This is a genomic window from Sphaerisporangium sp. NPDC004334, assembly GCF_053602655.1.
This window is the reverse complement of sequence record NZ_JBSGDZ010000001.1, coordinates 188665-210445: the sequence shown is the minus strand read 5'-3', so window position 1 is coordinate 210445 and position 21781 is coordinate 188665. Positions and strand designations below refer to the sequence as shown.

Below are 21781 nucleotides of genomic sequence, written 5' to 3'. Positions count from 1 at the left end.
TGGTCTAGGCCATATATGTCGCCCTGCCAGCAGGGACATCTTGGTTACCGGACGGTAGAGATGCACTTTCCGGAGCAAGCAGCCAGGATGGAAGGCGACCTAGACAACGAAGAAGAGGCTTACCCGTCCATCCTCGGAAGGCGAGACCCAGTGGCTTCCGGACGCCAGCGTTTCTCGATCATCAGCGACGGCCTACCCAGCCAACTGCCTGATGTCGACCCAAGCGAGACCCAGGAGTGGCTCGAGTCGCTTGACAACGTCGTCAAGACGGAGGGTCGCACCCGAGCCCGTTACCTGATGCTGCGCCTGCTCGAGCGGGCCCGAGAACACCAGGTCGGGGTGCCAGGGCTGCGGAGCACCGACTACATCAACACCATCCCGCCGGAGCGCGAACCCTGGTTCCCGGGCGACGAGTACGTCGAACGGCGCATCCGGGCCTACATCCGGTGGAACGCCGCGGTCATGGTGACCCGGGCCAACGCCCGCACCAACGTCGGCGGCCACATCGCCACCTACGCCTCGGCCGCGTCGTTGTACGAGGTGGGGTTCAACCACTTCTTCCGCGGCAAGGACCACGGCGAGTCGGGCGACCAGGTGTTCATCCAGGGCCACGCCGCGCCGGGCATCTACGCCCGCGCCTTCCTCGAGGGCCGCCTGAACCAGTCGCAGCTCGACGCCTTCCGCCAGGAGCTGTCCCAAGGCTTCCAGGGCCTGCCGTCGTACCCCCACCCCCGCCTCATGCCCGACTTCTGGGAGTTCCCCACGGTCTCCATGGGCCTCGGGGCGATCGGGGCGATCTACCAGGCGCGGTTCAACCGCTACCTGCTCAACCGGAAGATCAAGGACACCAGCCGCAGCCACGTCTGGTGCTTCCTCGGCGACGGCGAGATGGACGAGCCCGAGTCGCTCGGCGCCATCGGCCTCGCCTCCCGCGAGGAGCTCGACAACCTCACCTTCGTCATCAACTGCAACCTGCAGCGGCTCGACGGGCCGGTGCGCGGCAACGGCAAGGTCATCCAGGAGCTCGAGTCGTACTTCCGCGGCGCGGGCTGGAACGTCATCAAAGTCGTATGGGGGCGCGAGTGGGACCAGCTCCTGGCCGCCGACGTCGACGGCGTGCTCGTCAACAAGATGAACACCACCCCTGACGGCCAGTTCCAGACCTACTCCGTCGAGTCCGGCGAGTACATCCGCGAGAACTTCTTCGGCGACGACCCGCGCCTGCGCAAGATGGTCGAGCACCTGTCCGACGACGACATCCGCAAGCTGTCGCGCGGCGGCCACGACTACCGCAAGGTGTACGCGGCGTTCAAGGCGGCCCGCGAGCACGTCGGGCAGCCCACGGTCATCCTCGCCCAGACCATCAAGGGATGGACCCTGGGCAAGGACTTCGAGGCGCGCAACGCCACGCACCAGATGAAGAAGATGACCAAGGCCGAGCTCAAGGAGTTCCGCGACCGCCTCTACCTCCCGATCCCCGACAAGGACCTCGAGGGCGAGCTGCCCCCGTACTACCACCCGGGCGAGAACGACGAGGAGATCGCGTACATGCGCGAGCGGCGCGCGGCGCTGGGCGGCTACCTGCCCAAGCGCGTCATGCGGGCCAAGCCGATGAAGCTCCCCGGCGACAAGGTCTACGCCGACCTGAAGAAGGGCTCGGGCAAGCAGAACGTCGCCACGACGATGGCCTTCGTCCGCCTGCTCAAGGACCTCATGCGCGACAAGGAGATCGGCTCGCGCTTCGTTCCGATCATCCCGGACGAGGCCCGCACCTTCGGTCTCGACGCGATGTTCCCGACCGCCAAGATCTACTCGCCGCACGGGCAGACCTACGACGCGGTCGACCGCAACCTGCTGCTGTCCTACAAGGAGTCGACCGAGGGTCAGATCCTGCACGAGGGCATCAGCGAGTCGGGGTCCATGGGGTCGGCCATCGCCGCCGGCTCCGCCTACTCCACCCACGGCGAGCACATGATCCCGATCTACATCTTCTACTCGATGTTCGGGTTCCAGCGCACCGCCGACCAGATGTGGGCGATGGGCGACCAGATGAGCCGTGGCTTCCTGCTCGGCGCGACGGCCGGTCGCACCACCCTCAACGGCGAGGGCCTCCAGCACGAGGACGGCCACTCGCCGCTGATCGCCTCCACCAACCCCGCCGCCGTGTCCTACGACCCCGCGTGGGCGTTCGAGATCGCCCACATCGTCCAGGACGGCCTGCGGCGCATGTACGGCGAGCGGCCCGAGGACGTCTTCTACTACCTCACCGTCTACAACGAGCCCTACCCGCAGCCGGCCGAGCCCGAGGGCCTGGACGCCGAGGGCGTGCTCAAGGGCCTGTACCGCTTCGCCGCGGCCCCCGACATCGAGGGCCCGCGGGCGAACATCCTGGCCTCCGGCGTGGCCGGCCGCTGGGCGCTGGAGGCCCAGCGCCTGCTGGCCGAAGAGTGGGGGGTGGCGGCCGCGGTGTGGTCGGCGCCGTCGTGGTCGGAGCTGCGCCGCGAGGCGCTCGCGTGCGACGAGCACAACCTGCTCAACCCCGAGGCCGAGCAGCGGGTGCCCTACGTCACCCAGGTGCTCTCGACGGCACGTGGCCCCTTCGTCGGGGTCAGCGACTACATGCGCGCGGTCCCCGACCAGATCTCCCGCTGGGTCCCCGGCGACTGGACCTCGCTGGGCACCGACGGCTTCGGCCTGTCGGACACCCGCTCGGCGCTGCGCCGCCACTTCCACGTGGACGCCGCGTCGATCACGCTGGCGGTGCTCACCGAGCTCGCCAGGCGGGGCGAGGTCAAGCAGGAGGTGCTGCGCGAGGCCATCGCGCGCTACCACCTGAAGAACGGCGTCACCGAGGTCGTCGCCCAGGCGACCCCTGAGAGCAACGAGACGCAGTCCATGGGGGTCTGACCCCTCCACGGCGTCTCCGGCGGGCCCTCGCGCCACTTCGCGCGGGGGCCCGCCGGTGGTGCTCAACCGGGGGTCTGGTCCTGGGCGATCAGGTCGGGGATGCGCGGAGCGTACTCCTCCAGGGACGGGCGGGGCAGCGCCTCCTCCTCGGTTAGCGCGGCGTTCCCGATGCGGTCGAGCCGGAACACCCGGACGTCCTGCCTGAGACGGCACCACGCCACCAGGTACCAGAAGCCGCCGCGCCCGCCGATGAACACCCCGGGCTCGACATCGCGCTCGGTCGTCTCGCCCGACTTGGCGTCGTAGGTGATGCGCAGCACCCGCCGGTGCAGCAGCGCCTCGTCGATGACCCGGGCGACCGCCGCCCGCCCGCCAGGGGTCGCGGCAGGCCGCGCCGCCGGCACGCCGGGGGGCGGTGCCGCGGGCGCGCCGGGGGGCGGTGTCGCGGCGATCAGCTTGCGCAGGGCGCTGCGGGCGCCGCCCGCCAGGGGACGCCTTCCGGCCCTGCTGAGGGCGACGGCGACGGCCACCGCCTCCTCGGAGGTGAGGTCGAGGGGCGAGGGCGCGGCGGGCTCGTCGAGGGCGTACCCGTCGTCCTCGGCGCGGACGGGCACGCCGGCGGCGCGCAGCGCTTCGATGTCGCGCTCGATGGTGCGGGCGCCCACCTGTAATCGCTCGCTCAGCTCCCGTGCGGACCGGCACCGGGGGGAGATCGCGCGCAGCTCCTCGATGAGGGCGTAGAGCCGATCGGTACGGTTCACATCCCGAACCTACGCCGGGGCACCGACATTCGCGCCGCACGCGCCCGGCGGGCTGGGCGGTCCGGACGCGTGCGGCCGGCTAGGCAGGAGCGCTGGAGCGCCTCCGCCGGTCTAGCGGGAGGCGCCGGCGGTCCAGTCGAGCAGGGCGTCGAGGGTCCAGGTGTTGACGACGCGGGCGGGCTCTATGCCGCACCGGGCGGCCCGCTCGCAGCCGAAGTGCTGCCATTCGAGCTGCCCGGGCGCGTGGGCGTCGGAGTCGACGGAGAACAGGCAGCCCATCTCGTAGGCCAGCCGCAGCAGCCGCTTGGGCGGGTCGAGCCGGTCGGGCCGGGAGTTGATCTCGACGGCGACGCCGAACCTGCGGCACGCCTCGAAGACGATCTCGGCGTCGAACGCCGACTCCGGCCGCAGGCCGCCGCGGCGGCCGTCGCCGCGCACGATGCGGCCGGTGCAGTGGCCGAGGACGTCGACGCGGGGGTCGGCGATGGCGGTGACCATCCTGCGGGTCATGTCGCCGGCGTCCATGCGCAGCTTGGAGTGGACGCTGGCGACCACCACGTCGAGCCGGTCGAGCAGCTCGGGCTCCTGGTCGAGCGAGCCGTCGGGCAGGATGTCGACCTCGATGCCGGTCAGGACGCGGAACGGCGCGAGCTTGTCGTTGAGCCCGGCGACCAGGTCGAGCTGCTCGCGCAGCCGCTCGGGGGACAGGCCGCGGGCGACGGTGAGCCGCGGCGAGTGGTCGGTGAGGGCGAGGTAGTCGTGGCCGAGCCCGCGGGCGGCCTCGGCCATCTCCTGGACGGGCGAGCCGCCGTCGGACCAGTCGGAGTGGCTGTGCAGGTCGCCTTTGAGGGCGGCGCGCAGGGCGGCCGTCGCCTCGTCCAGGTCGAGGCCGGCGGTGTCCTCCAGGCGGCGCAGATAGGTGGGGACGTGCCCGTCCAGGGCTTCGGTGATGGCCAGGGCGGTGACCTTGCCGACGCCTTTGAGCTCCTGCAGCCCGCCGGAGCGGGCGAGCCGCGCGAGCTCGTCGCGCGGGAGGTCGGCGATGGCGGAGGCGGCGCCGCGGAAGGCCCGCACCCGGTAGGTCGGCTCGCCGGCCCGTTCCAGGAGGAAGGCGATGCGCTTCAGCGCTTCTACCGGTTCCACTGCTGCTCCACAGCTGCGCATCTACCCAGCGTTCCCCGCGTCGCACGGCCTGTGGTCCGATAAGCACTGAAATAACGCCATTCATCAGGCATCAGAAACTTCTGCCGCGCTTGCCGCGTTAACCGGGCAAACGTAGGCTTTGCACACTTTTCGAGAGACGGACCCCGATGGCGACACCCCGCCCCAAGCCCGTACGACCGCCACATCCGCTGGCGAAAGACGCGGTGGGGTCCGCGGCGACGCCGCCGCCCGGCGGCAGGAAGCTGTCCTCCACCGCGATCACGCTGGGCACGATGGGCCTGCTCTCCACCCTGGTGGTCGGGTTCTGCGCCGCCCAGGGCAGCTTCGCCGAGAAGGTCACCGCCGACTGCGTGGACCTGCGCAGCCGCACGGCCGACGGGTCCTACCAGGTCGTGGACGACGACCGCTGCGACGAGCACCGCGCCGGCTACTACGGGTCGCGCGGCGCCTTCGGCTGGTACTACGGGGGCGTCAGGCAGGCCGGCCGGGTGCTGCGCGGCACGACCGTCAGGCCGCCGAACGCCCACGTCAGCAGCAGGTCGGGCGCCGTGCTCCAGCGCGGCGGCTTCGGCGGCCGCGGCGTCGGGGGAAGCTGAGGTGCGCAGGCAGAGGTCCGCGCGGCGGGACGGCTGGGAGAAGACCATCGAGGCGCAGGGCCTGGCCTACCACCGCTCGGCGCACCCGTCCGGCCTCGACCGGCCCTACTGGGACGAGGGCGTGCACTACGCCTTCACCATGGAGGAGGTCCTCTCCCTGGAGAGCCAGGTCGAGGAGCTGCACGCCATGTGCCTGGCGGCCGTCGAGCACGTGGTCGCCGCCGGCCGCTACCGCGACTTCGCGATCCCCGAGTGGGTGGCCCCGGAGATCGAGGCCTCCTGGCGGCGCCGCGACCCGCACGTGTACGGCCGGTTCGACCTGCGCTACGACGGGCGGGGACCGGCCAAGCTGCTGGAGTACAACGCCGACACCCCGACGAGCCTCGTCGAGAGCTCGCTGGTCCAGTGGTTCTGGCTCAAGGACGTCCACCCCGCCGACGACCAATGGAACTCCATCCACGAGCGCCTGGTCGACCGGTGGCGCGAGCTGCCGCTGCAGACCGGCCCCGCGCACTTCGCCTGGACCAACATGGACGAGACCGGCGAGGAGGCCATGACGCTCGGCTACCTGCAGGAGACCGCCGAGCAGGCCGGCCGGGCGACGGTCGCCATCGCCATGGAGGACATCGGCTGGGACTCCCGGGCGCTGCGCTTCGTCGACATGGAGCACCGGGTGATCCGGACGCTGTGCAAGCTCTACCCGTGGGAGTGGGCGGTCGCCGACCCGTTCGGGCCGCGGGCCGTGCGCGGGCAGGTCTCGATGACCTGGATCGAGCCGCTGTGGAAGATGCTGCTGTCCAACAAGGCGCTGCTGGCCCTGCTGTGGGAGCTGCACCCCGGCCACCCGAACCTGCTCCCCGCCTACCTGGACGGCCCGCGCGACCTGCCCGCCCACATCGCCAAGCCCCTGCTCGGCCGCGAGGGCGCGAGCATGCGCGTCGTCACCCCGGACGGCGCCCACAGCACCGAGGGCGACTACGGCGCCGAGGGCTACGTCTACCAGGAGTTCCGCGCGCTGCCCGACTTCGACGGCTGGCGCCCGGTGCTGGGCGCCTGGATCGTCGGGGACCAGGCCGCCGGGCTCGGCATCCGGGAGACCTCGGGCCTGATCACCGATGACACCTCCTCGTTCGTCCCGCACCGCATCGCCCTTTGACCCCGTGACCGCCGCGCCGCCGCCCCCGAGGGCGGCCCGCGCGGCGTCCCCACCCCCCGCCCGACACAGCCCAAGGAGCACAAGACATGACCATCGCGCTCGCCGGTCCCCTCGGGGAGGCACTCGGCCGAGGAGCACTCGCGATCCTCGCGTACGCGGTCCTGGGCGTCCTGCTGATGATCGCCGGCTTCTACGTGATCGACCTGGCCACCCCCGGCCGGCTCAGCAAGGTGATCCAGCAGGACCGCAACCCCAACGCGGCGCTGCTCACCTCGTCGGGGCTTTCCGCCGTCGGCCTCATCGTCGCGGCGTCCATCTGGTCCTCCGGCGGCGCCCTGCAGGAAGGGCTGCTGGCCACCCTGGTGTTCGGCGTCACCGGCATCGTCGTGCAGGCCCTGGGCATGCTGCTGTTCGACCGGGTGGCCGGCATCTCGGTGCGCGACCTGGTGCGCGAACCGGGGCTGCAGCCGGGCGCCGTCCTGCTCGCCGTGACCCACGTGGCGATCGGGCTCATCACCGCCGTCGCGGTGATCTGACCTCTCACCGCGCGCCGCACCGGCGGTGACATACCGCACCTCCGGCTGTCGCACTCACGCTGACCTGGCACCCTAGGGATGTGAATGACCGGGTACGCGAGGACACCGCACGACGGCTGGAGCGGGCGATGGGAAGTCTCGGCACCGCCGCGATGACCCACATGGACGAGAGGCTGCCGTGGTACCGCGCCCTGTCGGCGGAGGACCGCTCATGGGTCGGGCTGGTCGCGCAGGCGGGCATCGCCGCCTTCGTCGAGTGGTTCCAGCACGCCGACGAGGGCCGGCCGACGCCGAGCATCGAGATCTTCGGCACCGCTCCGCGCGAGCTGAAGCGGTCGGTCTCGCTGCAGCAGACGGTCGACCTGGTGCGCATCGTCGTGGAGGTGGTCGAGGCCGAGGTGCAGGAGCTCGCGGCGCCCGGCGGCGAGGAACTGCTGCGCCAGGCCATGCTGCGCTACACCCGCGACGTCGCCTTCGCCGCCGCGCACGTCTACGCCCGCGAGGCCGAGGTGCGCGGCGCGTGGGACGCCCGCCTGGAGGCGCTCATCGTGGACGCGCTGGTCCGCGGCGAGGTGGACGAAGGGCTGCACTCGTGGGCCGCGGCGCTCGGCTGGACCTCCTCCCCCGTCGTCGTGCTCGCCGGCTACGCCCCCGACGCCGACCCCCAGACGGTCATCGACGGCATGCGCGACAAGGGCCGCAGGCTCGGCCACGACCTGCTGGCGGGGGTGCAGGGCGACCGCCTGATCGTCATCGTGGGCGGGGCCGACAGCATCAAGGACGCCGCCCGGCACGTGGTGCCGCGCTTCGGCCCGGGGCCCATCGTCATCGGTCCCGAGGTGCCCGACCTGCACGCGGCGGCGAGCTCCGCGCGCGCGGCCGTCGCCGGCCTGCGGGCGGCGCAGGGCTGGCCGGACGCCCCCCGCCCGGTGCTCGCCGAGGACCTGCTCGCCGAGCGGGCCATCGACGGCGACATCGACGCCCGCGAGCAGCTCATCGAGAACGTGTACAAGCCCTTGGAGGGCACCCCGCTGCTCGACACACTGGCGACCTACCTGGAGCAGGGCACATCTTTGGAAGCCACGGCCCGTCTGTTGTTCGTCCACCCGAACACCGTGCGTTACCGTCTGAAAAAGATCACAGAACTGACGGGCTACCAGCCCACCGAGGGCCGGTCGGCCTTCACTCTGCAGGTCGGCCTGATCCTCGGCAGGCTCTCGCGGGCAACCGCAACCTAACCAGGGTTCGGTAATGGTCCGGAAACCTCTGATAGAGGATTCCTACAAAGACCCACCGACAAAGTTCGTACGGATCATTAGCAGTGTGGTGAACTCCTACAGGGCATGGTGGATTTTGTGCTCGTCATCGTCGCTCCCGGGCAAGGCGCCCAGACTCCCGGCTTCCTTTCCCCGTGGCTCGAGATCCCCGGTCTGCGCGACCGGTTGTCGGCGTGGTCGGACGTCGTCGGCCTCGACCTGATCTCCTACGGCACCACGGCGGGCGCGGACGAGATCCGCGACACCTCCGTCGCCCAGCCCCTGCTCGTGGCCGCCGGCCTCGCCGTCGCCGAGGTGCTGCCGGCCACGCAGGGTGACGGCGCCGCAGGGACGGCGCCCGCCGCGGACGTGCTCGCCGGGCACAGCGTCGGCGAGTTCACCGCCGCGGCCCTGGCCGGCGTCCTCACACCGGAGGAGGCCCTGCGCCTGGTCGCGCAGCGCGGCCAGGCGATGGCCAAGGCCGCCGCCGTCACCGAGACGGGCATGACGGCCGTGCTCGGCGGCGCGGAGGAGGAGGTCCTGTCGGCCATCGAGCGGCACGGCCTCACCCCGGCCAACATCAACGGAGCCGGGCAGATCGTCGCCGCCGGCACCACCGAGCAGCTCGCCGCCTTCGCGGCCGAGCCTCCGGCGCGGGCGCGGCTTCGCGCGCTGTCGGTGGCCGGAGCGTTCCACACCCGCCACATGGCGCCCGCCGTCGAGCACCTGCGGTCGGAGGCGGCCGGCGTCACCCCCGGCGACCCGCGCGCGACCCTGCTGTCCAACGCCGACGGCCAGGCCGTCGCCGGCGGCGGCGAGTTCGTCCGGCGGCTGGTCGACCAGGTGGCCCGCCCGGTCAGGTGGGACCTGTGCATGGCCACCATGGCAGGGCTCGGCGTCACCGCCGTCATCGAACTGCTGCCCGGCGGCACGCTCACCGGCCTGGCCAAGCGCGCGCTGCCCGGCGTCGCGACGGTCGCGCTCAAGACCCCCGGCGACCTCGAGGCCGCACGCGCCCTTATCAGCAAGGAGACCGGCCAGTGAGGATCATGCGAGGCGCCCCGGGCGCCAGGGTGCTCGCCTTCGGCGGATACCAGCCGGCCGGCGTCGTCACCAACGATGACCTGGCGAAGACCATCGACACCAACGACGAGTGGATCCAGAGCCGCGTCGGCATCAAGGAACGCCGGGTCGCCGGTCCCGAAGAGACCGACATCGACATCGCCGTGCAGGCCGGCGGCAAGGCGCTGGCCGCCAGCGGGCTGTCGGCCGACGAGATCGACCTGGTCGTCGTCGCCACCTGCACCCTCGAGGCGCAGATCCCCAACGCCGCCGCCCGCGTCGCCCACCGCCTGGGCATCGACTCCCCCGGCGCCTTCGACGTCAACGCCGCCTGCGCCGGCTTCTGCTACGCCTTGGCCGCCGCGGGCGACGCCGTCCGCGCGGGCTCGGCCACCAACGTGCTGGTCGTCGGCACCGAGAAGCTCTCCCAGTGGGTCGACTGGACCGACCGCGCCACCTGCGTCATCTTCGCGGACGGCGCCGGCGCGGCCGTGGTGGGGCCCTCCGAGACCCCGGGCATCGGGCCGGTGGTCTGGGGCAGCGCCGGCGACAAGTCCGACGCGATCATCGTTAAGGACCGCGACTCCTTCCTCCACCAGGAAGGCCAGACGGTGTTCCGCTGGGCCACCACCGCGCTTCATCCGGTCGCCAGGCAGGCGTGCGAGCGTGCCGGCGTGGACCCCTCCGAGCTGGCGGCCTTCGTCCCCCACCAGGCGAACCTGCGCATCATCGAGGCCATCGCCCGCAAGATCGGCGCGGACAAGGCGGTCATCGCCAAGGACATCGTCCTGGCCGGCAACACCTCGGCGGCCTCGATCCCCCTGGCCCTGAGCCGCATGATCGAGCGCGGCGAGGTCCAGTCGGGCGGCCTGGCGCTGCTGCTCGGCTTCGGCGCGGGCCTGACCTACGCCGGCCAAGTGATAGAGATCCCCTGAACTTGTACGGAAGGCCCGCACGGCGCGCCGTACACACCAAGAGAAGCACCCGAAACCAAGGAGAAATCGCGACATGGCACTGACCGAGCAGGAGATCCTCGCGGGCCTCGGCAAGATCATCAACGAGATCACGGGCATCCCGGCGACCGAGGTCACCCCCGAGAAGAACTTCGTGGACGACCTCGACATCGACTCGCTCTCCATGGTCGAGATCGCCGTCGCCGCGCAGGACGAGTTCGGCGTCGAGATCCCCGACGACCAGCTCAAGCACCTCAAGACCGTCAAGGACGTCATCAACTTCATCCAGAACTAGATCCACCTCAGGCGTCCGGCCGCACGACCGGGCGTCTGAGCCCCCCACGCTTCACCTCGAACCACAAGGAGCGCCCCACGTGAGCAGAGATCGAGTACGTGTCGTTGTCACCGGGCTCGGCGTGACAACGCCCCTCGGCGGAGACGTCGCCTCGTCCTGGTCGGCGCTCCTCGCCGGGCAGTCCGGCGTGCGGCCCCTCACCGAGGACTGGGTCGACACCCTGCCGGTGAAGTTCGCCGCCAAGGTCGCCGTCGAACCGGGTGAGGTGCTGCCCCGCCCCGAGGCCCGCCGCCTGGACCGCGCCGAGCAGTTCGCGCTCATCGCGGCCCGCGAGGCCTGGCGGGACGCCGGGACGCCGAAGGTCGCGCCCGACCGGCTCGGCGTCGTCGTCGGCAGCGGCATCGGCGGCATCACCACGATCCTGGCCGCCTACGACACCTACAAGGAGAAGGGCTGGCAGCGGCTGTCGCCCTTCACCGTCCCCATGCTCATGCCCAACGGCTCGGCCGGATGGATCAGCATCGAACTCGGCGCCACCGCCGGCGTCCACGCGACCGTGAGCGCCTGCGCCACCGGCGCCGAGTCCGTCGGCTACGCCATGGAGATGATCAGGACGGGGCGGGCGGACGTCGTCGTGGCCGGCGGCACCGAGGCCGCCATCCACCCGCTGAACATCGCCTCCTTCGCCGCCATGCGCGCCATGTCCACGCGCAACGACGACCCCTCGCACGCCTCCCGTCCCTGGGACGCCGGCCGCGACGGGTTCGTCCTGGGCGAGGGGGCGGGCATCATCGTCCTTGAGTCCGAGGAGCACGCCCTGGCCCGCGGCGCGCGCATCTACGCCGAGGCCGCCGGCGTCGGCTACTCCTCCGACGCCCACCACATCGCCCAGCCCGAGCCGACGGGCGCCGGCATCCGCAGCGCGGCCCGCAAGGTGCTGGAGGACGCCGGGCTCACCGGACGCGACATCCTGCACGTCAACGCGCACGCCACCTCCACCCCCGCGGGGGACGTCGTGGAGGCGGTCGCCATCCAGGAGATCATCGGTGACCACCCGTTCGTGACGGCCACCAAGTCCTCCACCGGACACCTGCTCGGCGGCGCCGGCGGCATCGAGTCGGTCTTCACCATCAAGGCCCTGTACGACCGCGTGGTCCCGCCCACCATCAACATCGACGACCTCGACGAAGGAGTCGAGGTCGACATCGTGCGCGGCGAGCCGCGCAAGCTCCCCCAGGGCCAGATCGCCGCGATCAACAACTCGTTCGGATTCGGCGGGCACAACGTCGCCGTGGCCTTCGTCAGCGCCTGAGTGGGAGAGCCCGTGACCGTGCTCGACGACGGGGTGACGGCCGAGGCCCGCGAACCAGAGCCTGCCGACCCTCGCGATCCGCATGCGCGTCTGACCGCCCTGTTCGACCAGGGCACGGTCCAGCCGCTCTCCCCCGAGGACGACCGCAGCGGCACGCTGGCCGCCATGGGGCGCGTGGAGGGCGTGCCGGTGGTGGCGTTCGCGAGCGACGCGCGGATCCAGGGCGGTGCCATGGGCACCGCCGGTTGCGAGCACATCGTGCACGCCTACGACGTCGCGGTCCGCGAGCGGGTCCCGGTCGTCGGCCTGTGGCACTCCGGCGGCGCCCGGCTCGCCGAGGGCGTCGAGTCCCTGCACGCCGTCGGCCGCGTCTTCGCCGCGATGACCCGCGCCTCGGGGCTGGTCCCGCAGATCTCCGTGGTGCTCGGCCCGGCCGCCGGCGGCGCCGCCTACGGGCCGGCCCTCACCGACCTGGTGATCCTGTCCGACCAGGGCCGCATCTTCGTCACCGGCCCCGACGTCGTGCGCAGCGTCACCGGCGAGCAGATCGACATGGCCGCCCTGGGCGGCCCCGAGCCGCACAGCAAGCGCAGCGGCGTCGTCCACGTCGTCACCAAGACCGACGGCGAGGCCCTGCTGCAGGCACGCCGGCTGGCCGTGCTGCTCGGCCACCAGGGCCGCCTGCGCCCCGAGTCGGTGCAGGACGTCGACTTCTCCGGCCTGCTGCCCGACCGGGCGCGCCGCGCGTACTCCGTGCACCCCCTGGTCACCGGCCTGCTGGACGAGCCCGGGGTGGAGCTGCACCCCAAGTGGGCGCCCAACATCGTCACCACGCTGGGCCGCCTCGGCGGCCGCACGGTCGGCGTCATCGCCAACAACCCGATGCGGCTGGCCGGCTGCCTCGACTCCGCCTCGGCCGAGAAGGCCGCCCGGTTCGTGCGCATGTGCGATGCCTTCGGGGTGCCGCTGGTCGTCCTGGTGGACGTCCCCGGCTACCTTCCCGGCGTCGGCCAGGAGCACGACGGCGTCGTCCGGCGCGGCGCCAAGCTCCTGCACGCCTTCGCCGAGGCGTCGGTGCCCCGGGTCACGCTGGTCACCCGCAAGGCCTACGGCGGGGCGTACGTCGCGATGAACTCCCGGGCGCTGGGCGCCACCAGGGTGTTCGCCTGGCCGACCGCCGAGGTCGCCGTCATGGGGGCCCTGGCCGCCGTGCGCGTGCTCAAGCGGCGCGAGATCGCCGCCGCCCCCGAGGAGGAGCGCTCCTCCGTGGAGGCGCGGCTCGCCGAGGAGCACGAGAAGATCGCCGGCGGCCTCGACCGGGCCATCCAGATCGGCGTGGTGGACGAGGTCATCAAGCCCGCCGAGACCCGCGGCGCCATCGCCAGGGTCCTCGCCCAGGCCACCCCGGCCCGCGGCGCCCACGGCAACATCCCGCTGTAGCCGGGAACGGCCCTGCTTTCCGAGGCTCACCGGGCCTCACGAAGAAGGTTCCGCACCCGGCGTTCCGGTGCGGAACCTTCTCACACCGCCGCGTCACACTGTCCCGCCTCCCGGCGGCCGAACCTGCTGTTTCGCCGCCGCCCGGCATGTCAGCGGGACTCCGGACGGCACCGCCGCGTCACACCGCCGCGTGCAGCCACCGGACCGGGGCGCCGTCGCCGGCGTACCGGAACGGCTCGAGCTCCTCGTCCCACTGTTTGCCGAGCAGCTTGTCGAGCTCCTCCTCAAGGACCACCCGGCCCTGCGCCGCCATCAGCATCACGTTGCGCAGCCTGTCCTCGGGCACCATGATGTCGCCGGACACGCCGATCATCGCCGTGAATGCGCCGAGCGTCGGCGTGTAGGCATGCCGCGAGCCGTCCACGCCCGGCGAGGCATCCTCGGTGATCTCAAAACGGATGCGCTGCCAGCCCATGAGGGACGACGTGATCGCCGCGGCCGTGCCGGGACGACCTTCCCACTCGGCCTGTGTGCGCACGGTGCCAGGCTGGGCTGGCTGAGGGGTCCACGACAGGTCGACGGGTATGCCAAGGACACCCGCGACCGCCCATTCGATGTGCGGGCACAGCGCGGGCTGAGCCGAGTGGACGTACAGCACGCCACGAGCAGACACCGGACCTCCCGTTTCGTACGAGGTGCGCCTTCCCCAACGTCCTCATACTGGGATGATCACAAGTGACTGAGGGAGAGACTACCGTCCGTCGTGGCGGGGCACCAGAGCCGGGTCATACCTAATCACGCTTGGCAACTCTCCGCATAGGGAAAGATGCATCCTGTGATTGCCGTCCCTATGCGCTCCCTATAAGGAGTCCCCCCGTGAACGTGCAGGCCGTCGAACACCTCCCCGGCCGCCGCGCCTTCATCCGCCCGCGCGAGCTGCTCGCCCGCTCCCCCGACGCCGCCGGGCGGTGGACCCAGTCGGCGCACCACACCGACGGACTGTTCCTGTTGCGCCTGTCGCACGGGGCGGACCCGTGCGAGATCGCCGCCTCGTTGCGCGAAAGGGGACAGGACGCCTCGCCCAACCACGTCGTCGTGGGGCAGCCGCTGTTCTTCGGCGGCCCCTCCGGCGCCCCGCGGCCCGCGCCCGCCCTCACCCTGGGCGGCGGCGAGCCGTCCGGGGTGACGGCCGCGGTGCTGGACACCGGCCTCGCCCCGCACCCCTGGTTCACCGGCGCCGACTGGTTCCCCGGCCAGCCGGGCGAGGTCCTCGACGCCGACGGCGACGGCCTGCTCGACGGCCAGGCGGGGCACGGCACGTTCATCGCGGGGCTGCTGCTGCGCCAGGCGCCGGGCATCCGGCTGCGCGTCGTGCGGGCTCTGGACAGCCACGGAGTGGGCGACGAGGCCGGCGTGCTCCGCGCCCTCGGCGCCCTGCGCGAGGCGCCCGTCGACGTGCTGGTGCTGTCCTTCGGCTGCCACACCTACGACGACCAGGCGTCGCCTCTGGTGGAACGCGCTCTGGCCGCGCTCACCGGCACCGTGGTCGTCGCCTGCGCGGGCAACACCGCCTCCTCGCGGCCCTTCTGGCCCGCCGCGCTGCCCGGAGTGATCGCCGTGGGCGCCCTCGACTCGGCCGAGGTCACCCGGGCCCGCTTCTCCGCCTACGGCCCCTGGGTGGACGCGTGCGCGCGTGGCGAGGCCTTGACCAGCAGTTTCGTGGACTTTCACCCATTCGACGGCTATGCCATGTGGAGTGGTACGTCGTTCGCGGCCGCCGTCGTGGGCGGGGCCATCGCCGCCGCCGCACGCCGCATGCCGCCAGGCGAGGCGGCACACCAGGTCCTGCGCGCGACCGGCACCCGATTTCCCGATCTCGGGGTCCACGTCGCCGGTCCTCGCTAGTCTGATCACCGAGTGCGATTCCCCCATCACGTGAAGTGTTCACATGCCATACGACCTCGACCTCCTCGACGAGACGGCCTGGCGCGACCTGGTCTCCCGCTTCGGGCACCGCATGTGGGCCGTGGCCCGGGCCACCGGGCTCGACCCCGCCGACGCGGGCGACGCCGTCCAGGCCGCCTGGCTGCGCCTGCTCGAAAGCGGCCACACCATCCGCGACCCCGAGCGCGTCGGCGGCTGGCTGATCACCACCACCCGGCACGAGGCCATGCGCATCGGCCGCGCGCGGGCGGGCGCCCGGCCCTCCGGGCTGCCCACCGACCTGCCACCCCCCAGCGGCGCCGATCCGCCGGGCTCCGGCGGCAGCGATCCGGTCGCGGCGTTGCTCAGTGACGACCAGGGACGGCGGCTCTGGGCGGCCGTCGACACCCTGCCCCGGCCGTGCGGGGCCCTGGTGCGGTTGATCGTCCTGGCGCCCGACGCCAGCTACGCCCAGCTGTCCCGGCGGCTGGGGATGCCCATCGGCAGCATCGGCCCCACCCGCATCCGCTGCCTCAAACGCCTGAGATCACTCGTGGAGGACCAGCGATGACCGACGACGACCACCTGCTGGCCGCCCTTCGTCTCGCCGCCGGCGCCGATCCCGTCCCGGCCCATGTCATCACCGACGCTCAGGCCGTCCACGCCCTGCACCTGCCCGCCGCCGTCATCGCCGACCTGGTCCCGCTCCACGACTCGCCACCCGAGCCCGAAGCCGAGATCTCGCCGCCGCACCAGGACGTCTCTCCCGTGGAGGTCCATCGCCTGCTCGACGGCCGTCCACCAGGATCACCCGGCGAGGGGAGGTCCGCGCCCCGGTTCGGCCGCCCGCCCGGCGCGGCGCCCTTCTCCGGCACCCGGCCGCCGCCGTCCGGCACCCGGCCGCCCGTCTCCGGCGTCCGGCCGCCGTTCGCGCGGGCCAGGCCGCCGGCCGGGGTGCGTTCCGATGGGCACGCGTCCGAAGGAGAGCCGCGCCTGCTGCGCTTCGCCGCCGAGGAGCTCACCATCGACGTCGAGATCACGGTCTGCGACTCCCATCTCGACCTGGCCGGCCAGGTGCTCCCCGCCCCGGGCGAAGGGGCCCGCGTCGAGATCAGGACACCCCACGTCAGCAAGATGCGCCTGCCCACCGAGACCGGGGAGTTCGCCACCACAGGACTGCCCCACGGATGGGTGAGCGTCGTGTACCACCGCACCGGCGCCCCACCCGTGGCCACCCGCTGGCAGTGCGTCCGCCCATGACCCCCGACCCCCTGACGACGACCGCCCCCCTCAGCCGCCCCTCGACCGAGCCGCCCGAGTACCGCCACCTGGTCGCGGCGGCCGAGCGGGCGGTCGAGGGGTCGGGTGCCGACCCCGAACGGGCGCGCCGGGACGCGCTGGCCGTTCTCGACCGGGCGAGGGCGTGGGGCTGCCGGGAGGCCGAGTCGATCGCCCACCGGGCGCTCGGCCTGGCCGCGCGCGAGCTGGGAGACCTCCGGCCCGCCGCCGACCATCTGGACCAGGCGGTCCGCGTGGCCCGCGACCTGCCCGGACGCGCGGCCCAGGCGCGGATGTCGCTGGTCGCGGTCCGCACGGAACTCGGCGACCCCGTCGGCGCCCTCCGCGTCGCCGACCTCGCCGAGGGCGGCCTCGGCGGCCTGGACGCCGCGCGGCTCGGCGTCCAGCGGTCGGTGGCCCTGGTGCGCCTCGGCCGGCCCGGGGAGGCGGTGGCGCACTGCGACCGGGCCGTCGAACGGCTCACCGGAGCCGGCGACCCCCGCTTCCTGGCGGGCGCGCTGCTCAACCGGGGCCTCGCGCACACCTTCCTCGAAGACTACGACGCGGCGTCCCGCGACCTGTCCGCCTGTGCGGCCCTCGCCTGGGACGCCGGGCTCGATCACATCGCCACCCTCGCCGAGGCCAATGTGCCGTTCGTCGCCACCCGGCGCGGGGACGTCCAGGCCGCCTTCACCGGCTACGAGGCCGCCGAGCGCGCGCTGACGGGATATCCCGAACGGCTCGCCGCCATGCGCGCCGACTTCGCGGGCGCGCTGCTGGCCGCCTATCTCCCCGGGGAGGCCCGCGCGCTGCTCAGGCAGGCCGTTCCCGACCTCGCCGCCACCGGGGCCCTGGTCGCGCTGGCCGAGTCACGGTTGCTGCTGGCGCAGGTCGAACTGCTCGTCGGGGACCCCTACCAGGCGCGGGCGGCCGCCGAGGCGGCGGCCCGCGAGTTGGACGGCCAAGGCCGCGACGCCTGGGTCCCGCTGGCCGAGGAAGTGATCCTGCGCTCGCGCATCGCCGTCGAGCGGCCGTCGCCACGGCTGGCGGAGGAGGCCCGCTCCCTGGCCGCCCGGCTCGCCGCCCACGGATGGCCCGCCCCCGCCGCCGCCCTCCGCCTCACCGCCGCGGAGCTCACCACGGCCGGGCCCACCGCCGCCGCCGGGGGTTCGGTGCCGGATGTGGTGGAGGGCGATCTGGAGTTCGTCATCAACGGGGCGCCGGCGGCGGGGAGGGCGCACCGGGTCGTGCGCCATCATGCGGTGGCGCTCCGGCACAGTCTCCGGGGCGATCCGCCGGCCGCGTTCTCCGCGCTGCGCGAGGGCCTTCGGGAGGCCGCCGCGGGCAGCGAGCGGCTGAACGACCCCGGAGTGCGGGCGCACGCGGTACGGGCGGGCGAGCGGCTCGCCGGGTTCGGCCTGTCGCTGGCCCTGCGTGACGGGCGGCCGGACACCGTCCTCGGCTGGGCCGAGCACTGCCGCGCGGTAGCCCGGGGGCACGCCGGGGAGGCCATGCCGATCGATCACCTGCGCGCCGCGCTGGGCGGCGCCGCGCTGGTGCAACTGGTGCGCCACGACGACCTGCTCGCCGCCGTGGTCGTCACCGCCGAACATCGCGTGCTGCGGTCGCTCGGCTCCTACACCGAGGCGGCCGAGGCGACGATCCGGCTGCGGTACGGCCTGCGGCGAGCCGGTCTGCGCGACACCGGCTCCGGCCCGCCCGGGGTGGCCGTGGAGGCCGGGGCCCTCGCGGCGCGGCTCGTGGACCCGCTGGCCGCCGACATCGCCGATCGCCCCCTGGTGATCGTGCCGACCGGAGCGCTTCACACGCTCCCATGGGCGACGCTGCCGCCGTTGCACGGCCGGGCTCTGTGCGTCGCCGCCAGCGCCGGCGCCTGGCTCACCGCCACCTCCCGCCACCCTGCCCCGCCCTCCGGCGTCCGGCCGTCCCCCGCGCCGGTACCACCGTCCGACGGTGTCGCCGGCCCTGTTGTGGTGGGTGCGCCGCTGGTGGCGGCCGTGGCCGGGCCGGGGCTGGAACACGCGGGCACCGAGGCGGCGAGGGTCGTCCGCGCCTACCAGCAGGCCGCCCGCACCGCGACGACCCGCCGGCCGGCCGGTGACCCGGCCGCCACGGCGGTGCGCGTCGCCGCCACCACGGCCGGCGTGCTCGCCGCGCTGGGCCGGGCCGAGGTCGTGCACATCGCCGCCCACGGGTTCTTCTCGGCGCGCAGTCCGCTGCTGTCGCGCATCGCCCTGGACGACGGGGTGCTGATGGCGTACGACCTGCTCGGACTGCGCCGGACGCCGTGGCTGGTGGTGCTGTCGGCCTGTGACGCGGGCATGGCCCACGCACCGGTCGACGGGACCGCCCTGGGGCTGGCCGGCGCCTTCCTCGACCAGGGCTCGGCCTGCGTGATCGCCGGACTGGTCCCCGTGCGCGACGAGGAGGCGCTGACCCTGATGACGCTGCTGCACGAGCTGCTGGTGCGCGGGCACGCCCCCGCGGAGGCGCTGGCCATCGCGTCGGAGCGCACCGGCGTGCACGGATTCGCCTGCTTCGGCTCCCTCGGCCACCCCCTCCGGTCGCACGACCGATGAGGGGTGCCCTCTACACGCACGACACCGAGGCGCCGCCCCTTGTGGCCACACGGCCGCCGAGAAGCCGTTCTTCCTCCGGGACGCCGCGTCCTTCACCTGCGCGGCCCGTCGAGACGACGGTCGCAGGCGCCCGCCGGACAGGCGCCGCGTGCCGGGCATCGAGCCGGGAAAGGCCGTAAAGGTCGAAAGATCAGGTCATAATCCATGCGTGGGCGGGCGGAGCAGGCGGTCGTTTCTTCGGCTCGGCGGGATGGTCGCGGCCGGGCTCGTGGTCCCGGGGTCGGCGGGGCCGGTGGGGGAAGGCGCCCTCACCACACTGTTCGCCGGTCATTTCGCCCGGTTGCGGCGACGGTGGCGCGAGGTGACGACCGGGACGGGGTTCGATCCCGCGGCCGAGCCGTACCGCGCGCGGCTGGCCGCCCTCGGGGCGAGAGCCGCACGCCACCGGGATGCCATGGCGCCCGCCGACGCGTGGGTGTGGCCGGACCGGCCGTTCCCGTCGTTCGTCTCCACCCTGGAGCGGCTGCGCGCCATGGCCCGCGCCTACGCCCTGCCAGGGACCGGGCTGACCGGCGACCCCGGCCTGGCCGCCGCGGTGGCCGCGGGCATCGACCACTACCGTCGGCGCGTGTACGCGGCGGACGCCGAGGAGGTGGGCAACTGGTGGCACTGGCAGATCGGCGTCCCGAAGCGACTGCTGGACGCGGCCGTCCTGATCGGCCCCCACCTCACCGACACGCAGAGCAGGGCACTCAGGGACGCGGTCGATCACTTCGTCCCCGAACGCCGTCTGGCCTCCTACAGCGGCACCAGCACCGGGGCCAACCGCGTGGACCTGTGCGTGGTCATGTTGCTGCGCGCCATGCTGAGGTCCGACCCGCGCAAGGCGGCCCTGGCGGTCTCGGCCCTGTCCCCCGTCTTCCCCTACGTCCACGACGGTGACGGGTTCTACCGGGACGGCTCCTTCATCCAGCACACCTACGTCCCCTACCAGGGCGCGTACGGGGCATCGCTGCTGTCCGGCCTGGCGACGCTGTTCGCCGTGTTGCGCGGCTCTCCCTGGGAGATCGACGACCCGAACGCGCAGGTGATCTTCGACAGCGTCGAGAACTCCTTCGCACCGGTGGTGCACGACGGCTTCTGCATGGACATGGTGCGCGGACGCGGCGTCGCCAGGAGGCCGTACGGCGATCACGGCAGGGGGCACGAGATCGCCGCCGCGACCCTGCTGCTCGGTGAGTCCGCCTCCGCCGCCGAACGGGCGCGCTGGCGGGCCATGGTGAAGGGGTGGGCGCTGCGGGACACCTGCGTGCCCATGCTCGGCACGGCCGAGGCCGTCGACCTCGGCTTCCACGCCCGCCTGTCCGCGGTCCTCGCCGACGACGCCGTCCCGGCGGCCGCGGAGCCGGTCGGGCACCGGCTGATGGCGATGAGCGCCCGCGCGGTGCACCGCAGGCCCGGCTGGTGCGCGGGGCTGAGCATGGCCTCCTCGCGCATCGGCCACTACGAGCACGGCAACGGCGAGAACCCGCGGGGCTGGCACACCGGCTCGGGGATGCTCTACTGGTGGGCCGAGGGTCATGGCGACCAGTACTCCGACTCCTTCTGGCCGACCGTGGACCCCTATCGGCTGCCCGGCACGACCGTCTCGACCCGGCGGCTGGCCGACGGCGCGGGCGAGGGGTGGGGCGACACCTGCCCGCCGGGGCGCTGGGCGGGCGGCGCGACCGACGGCGTGTACGCCAGCGTCGGCCAGCATCTGAACGGCCTGGAGAGCACGATGGAGGCGTTCAAGTCCTGGGTGTTCCTGGACGACGCCGTGGTGTGCCTGGGCGCGGGGATCACCTCCCGCGACGGCGTCCCGGTCGAGACGATCGTCGACAACCGCCGCACCGGCGCGGCGCTCATGGTGGAGGCCACCTGGGCGCATCTGACCGGGCATGGTGGTTACGTCCTGCCCGGCGGCGCGCCCCTGCGCACGGTGCGAGAGCGACGACGAAGCGACGGCGCCGAACCGGCCGGACGGGATTACGTGACGCTGTGGCTCGACCACGGGGTGGACCCCGTCTCGGCGGGCTACGTGTACCTGCTCCTGCCGGGCGCCAGCCTCGCGACCACGCGGGCCCGCGCCGCCGACCCCGGCTGGGCACAGGTGCTCGCCAACACCCCGCGCCTGCAGGGCGTCCACGTCCCCTCGCTCGGCATCACCGCCGTCAACTTCTGGAACGCCGGGGCCGCGGGCGGGCTGTCCGCCTCCGCGCCGTGCGCCGTCCTGGTCAGGGAGCCCGGCGACGGCACGGCCACGGTCACGGTGGCCGACCCCCGCCGGGACCTTACGGAACTCACCGTCACCTGGCGCCGCCCGGTGGCAGAGGTCCTCCACGGGCACCCGCTGGTGACCGGCGCGCGGACCGGCGCGGCGCTCACCCTCGGCCTCGGGCGGCTGGCGGACCGGGAAGGCGCCTCCCACACGATCACCGTGCGCCTCGGCTGATGCGGTGACGACGTACGTTCACCGGCTGCGGCTCTCCACCCCGGTGTG

The 21781-nt window shown here is 73.1% G+C and carries 18 protein-coding genes; 15 read left to right on the top strand and 3 right to left on the bottom strand.

Annotated features, from left to right (window positions below; genetic code table 11):
* The first annotated feature begins 150 nt into the window (after window positions 1-150).
* Window positions 151-2907 (top strand): pyruvate dehydrogenase (acetyl-transferring), homodimeric type, encoded by a 2757-nt coding sequence (aceE, locus tag ACWEN6_RS00865; RefSeq protein ID WP_452568308.1) that lies wholly within the window; start codon window positions 151-153, stop codon window positions 2905-2907.
* 62 nt (window positions 2908-2969) lie between these two features.
* On the opposite strand, the gene ACWEN6_RS00860 is transcribed toward aceE, so the two are convergent.
* Both ACWEN6_RS00860 and ACWEN6_RS00855 read right to left on the bottom strand, forming a co-directional pair.
* On the bottom strand, window positions 2970-3668 hold the full coding sequence (locus ACWEN6_RS00860; RefSeq protein WP_452568307.1) for a helix-turn-helix transcriptional regulator: 699 nt from the start codon (window positions 3666-3668) through the stop codon (window positions 2970-2972).
* 111 nt (window positions 3669-3779) lie between these two features.
* Window positions 3780-4811 (bottom strand): PHP domain-containing protein, encoded by a 1032-nt coding sequence (locus ACWEN6_RS00855; protein WP_452568306.1) that lies wholly within the window; start codon window positions 4809-4811, stop codon window positions 3780-3782.
* Between the two features lie 167 nt (window positions 4812-4978).
* On the opposite strand from ACWEN6_RS00855, the gene ACWEN6_RS00850 reads away from it, so the two are divergent.
* The 9 genes from ACWEN6_RS00850 (at window position 4979) to ACWEN6_RS00810 (ending at window position 13438) form a co-directional block, all read left to right on the top strand.
* A complete protein-coding gene (locus ACWEN6_RS00850; RefSeq protein WP_452568305.1) occupies window positions 4979-5428 on the top strand; it encodes a hypothetical protein in 450 nt (149 codons plus the stop codon).
* A gap of 1 nt (window position 5429) precedes the next feature.
* A complete protein-coding gene (locus ACWEN6_RS00845) occupies window positions 5430-6584 on the top strand; it encodes a glutathionylspermidine synthase family protein (protein WP_452568304.1) in 1155 nt (384 codons plus the stop codon).
* Window positions 6585-6670: 86 nt separating this feature from the next.
* Window positions 6671-7120: a DUF350 domain-containing protein gene (locus tag ACWEN6_RS00840; RefSeq protein WP_354848451.1), complete on the top strand. Its 450-nt coding sequence runs from the start codon at window positions 6671-6673 to the stop codon at window positions 7118-7120.
* Between the two features lie 128 nt (window positions 7121-7248).
* Window positions 7249-8358, top strand: a complete 1110-nt coding sequence (locus ACWEN6_RS00835) for a PucR family transcriptional regulator (protein WP_452568518.1) — start codon at window positions 7249-7251, stop codon at window positions 8356-8358.
* A gap of 117 nt (window positions 8359-8475) precedes the next feature.
* Window positions 8476-9420: an ACP S-malonyltransferase gene (locus ACWEN6_RS00830; RefSeq protein WP_452568303.1), complete on the top strand. Its 945-nt coding sequence runs from the start codon at window positions 8476-8478 to the stop codon at window positions 9418-9420.
* Window positions 9421-9425: 5 nt separating this feature from the next.
* Window positions 9426-10373, top strand: coding sequence for a beta-ketoacyl-ACP synthase III (locus ACWEN6_RS00825; protein WP_452568517.1), 948 nt, complete (start codon window positions 9426-9428; stop codon window positions 10371-10373).
* 73 nt (window positions 10374-10446) lie between these two features.
* The gene (locus ACWEN6_RS00820; RefSeq protein WP_347632694.1) at window positions 10447-10686 is read left to right on the top strand and encodes an acyl carrier protein; all 240 of its coding nucleotides are present in this window, start codon (window positions 10447-10449) and stop codon (window positions 10684-10686) included.
* A gap of 79 nt (window positions 10687-10765) precedes the next feature.
* The gene (gene fabF / locus ACWEN6_RS00815) at window positions 10766-11998 is read left to right on the top strand and encodes a beta-ketoacyl-ACP synthase II (protein ID WP_452568302.1); all 1233 of its coding nucleotides are present in this window, start codon (window positions 10766-10768) and stop codon (window positions 11996-11998) included.
* A 12-nt stretch (window positions 11999-12010) separates the two neighbouring features.
* Window positions 12011-13438 (top strand): acyl-CoA carboxylase subunit beta, encoded by a 1428-nt coding sequence (locus ACWEN6_RS00810; protein WP_452568301.1) that lies wholly within the window; start codon window positions 12011-12013, stop codon window positions 13436-13438.
* 178 nt (window positions 13439-13616) lie between these two features.
* Here the strand turns inward: ACWEN6_RS00810 and ACWEN6_RS00805 are convergent, their stop codons facing one another.
* Window positions 13617-14111 (bottom strand): DUF3145 domain-containing protein, encoded by a 495-nt coding sequence (locus ACWEN6_RS00805; protein WP_354917701.1) that lies wholly within the window; start codon window positions 14109-14111, stop codon window positions 13617-13619.
* A 203-nt stretch (window positions 14112-14314) separates the two neighbouring features.
* On the opposite strand from ACWEN6_RS00805, the gene ACWEN6_RS00800 reads away from it, so the two are divergent.
* From ACWEN6_RS00800 to ACWEN6_RS00780, 5 genes are all read left to right on the top strand, one after another.
* Window positions 14315-15343, top strand: coding sequence for a S8 family peptidase (locus ACWEN6_RS00800; RefSeq protein WP_452568300.1), 1029 nt, complete (start codon window positions 14315-14317; stop codon window positions 15341-15343).
* Between the two features lie 43 nt (window positions 15344-15386).
* A complete protein-coding gene (locus ACWEN6_RS00795) occupies window positions 15387-15932 on the top strand; it encodes an RNA polymerase sigma factor (RefSeq protein ID WP_452568299.1) in 546 nt (181 codons plus the stop codon).
* Window positions 15929-16621: a hypothetical protein gene (locus ACWEN6_RS00790; protein ID WP_452568298.1), complete on the top strand. Its 693-nt coding sequence runs from the start codon at window positions 15929-15931 to the stop codon at window positions 16619-16621. The genes ACWEN6_RS00795 and ACWEN6_RS00790 overlap by 4 nt, the downstream gene beginning before the upstream one ends.
* The gene (locus ACWEN6_RS00785; RefSeq protein ID WP_452568297.1) at window positions 16618-19239 is read left to right on the top strand and encodes a CHAT domain-containing protein; all 2622 of its coding nucleotides are present in this window, start codon (window positions 16618-16620) and stop codon (window positions 19237-19239) included. The genes ACWEN6_RS00790 and ACWEN6_RS00785 overlap by 4 nt, the downstream gene beginning before the upstream one ends.
* Window positions 19240-19447: 208 nt before the next feature.
* On the top strand, window positions 19448-21733 hold the full coding sequence (locus ACWEN6_RS00780; RefSeq protein ID WP_452568296.1) for a polysaccharide lyase 8 family protein: 2286 nt from the start codon (window positions 19448-19450) through the stop codon (window positions 21731-21733).
* Window positions 21734-21781: the final 48 nt, after the last annotated feature.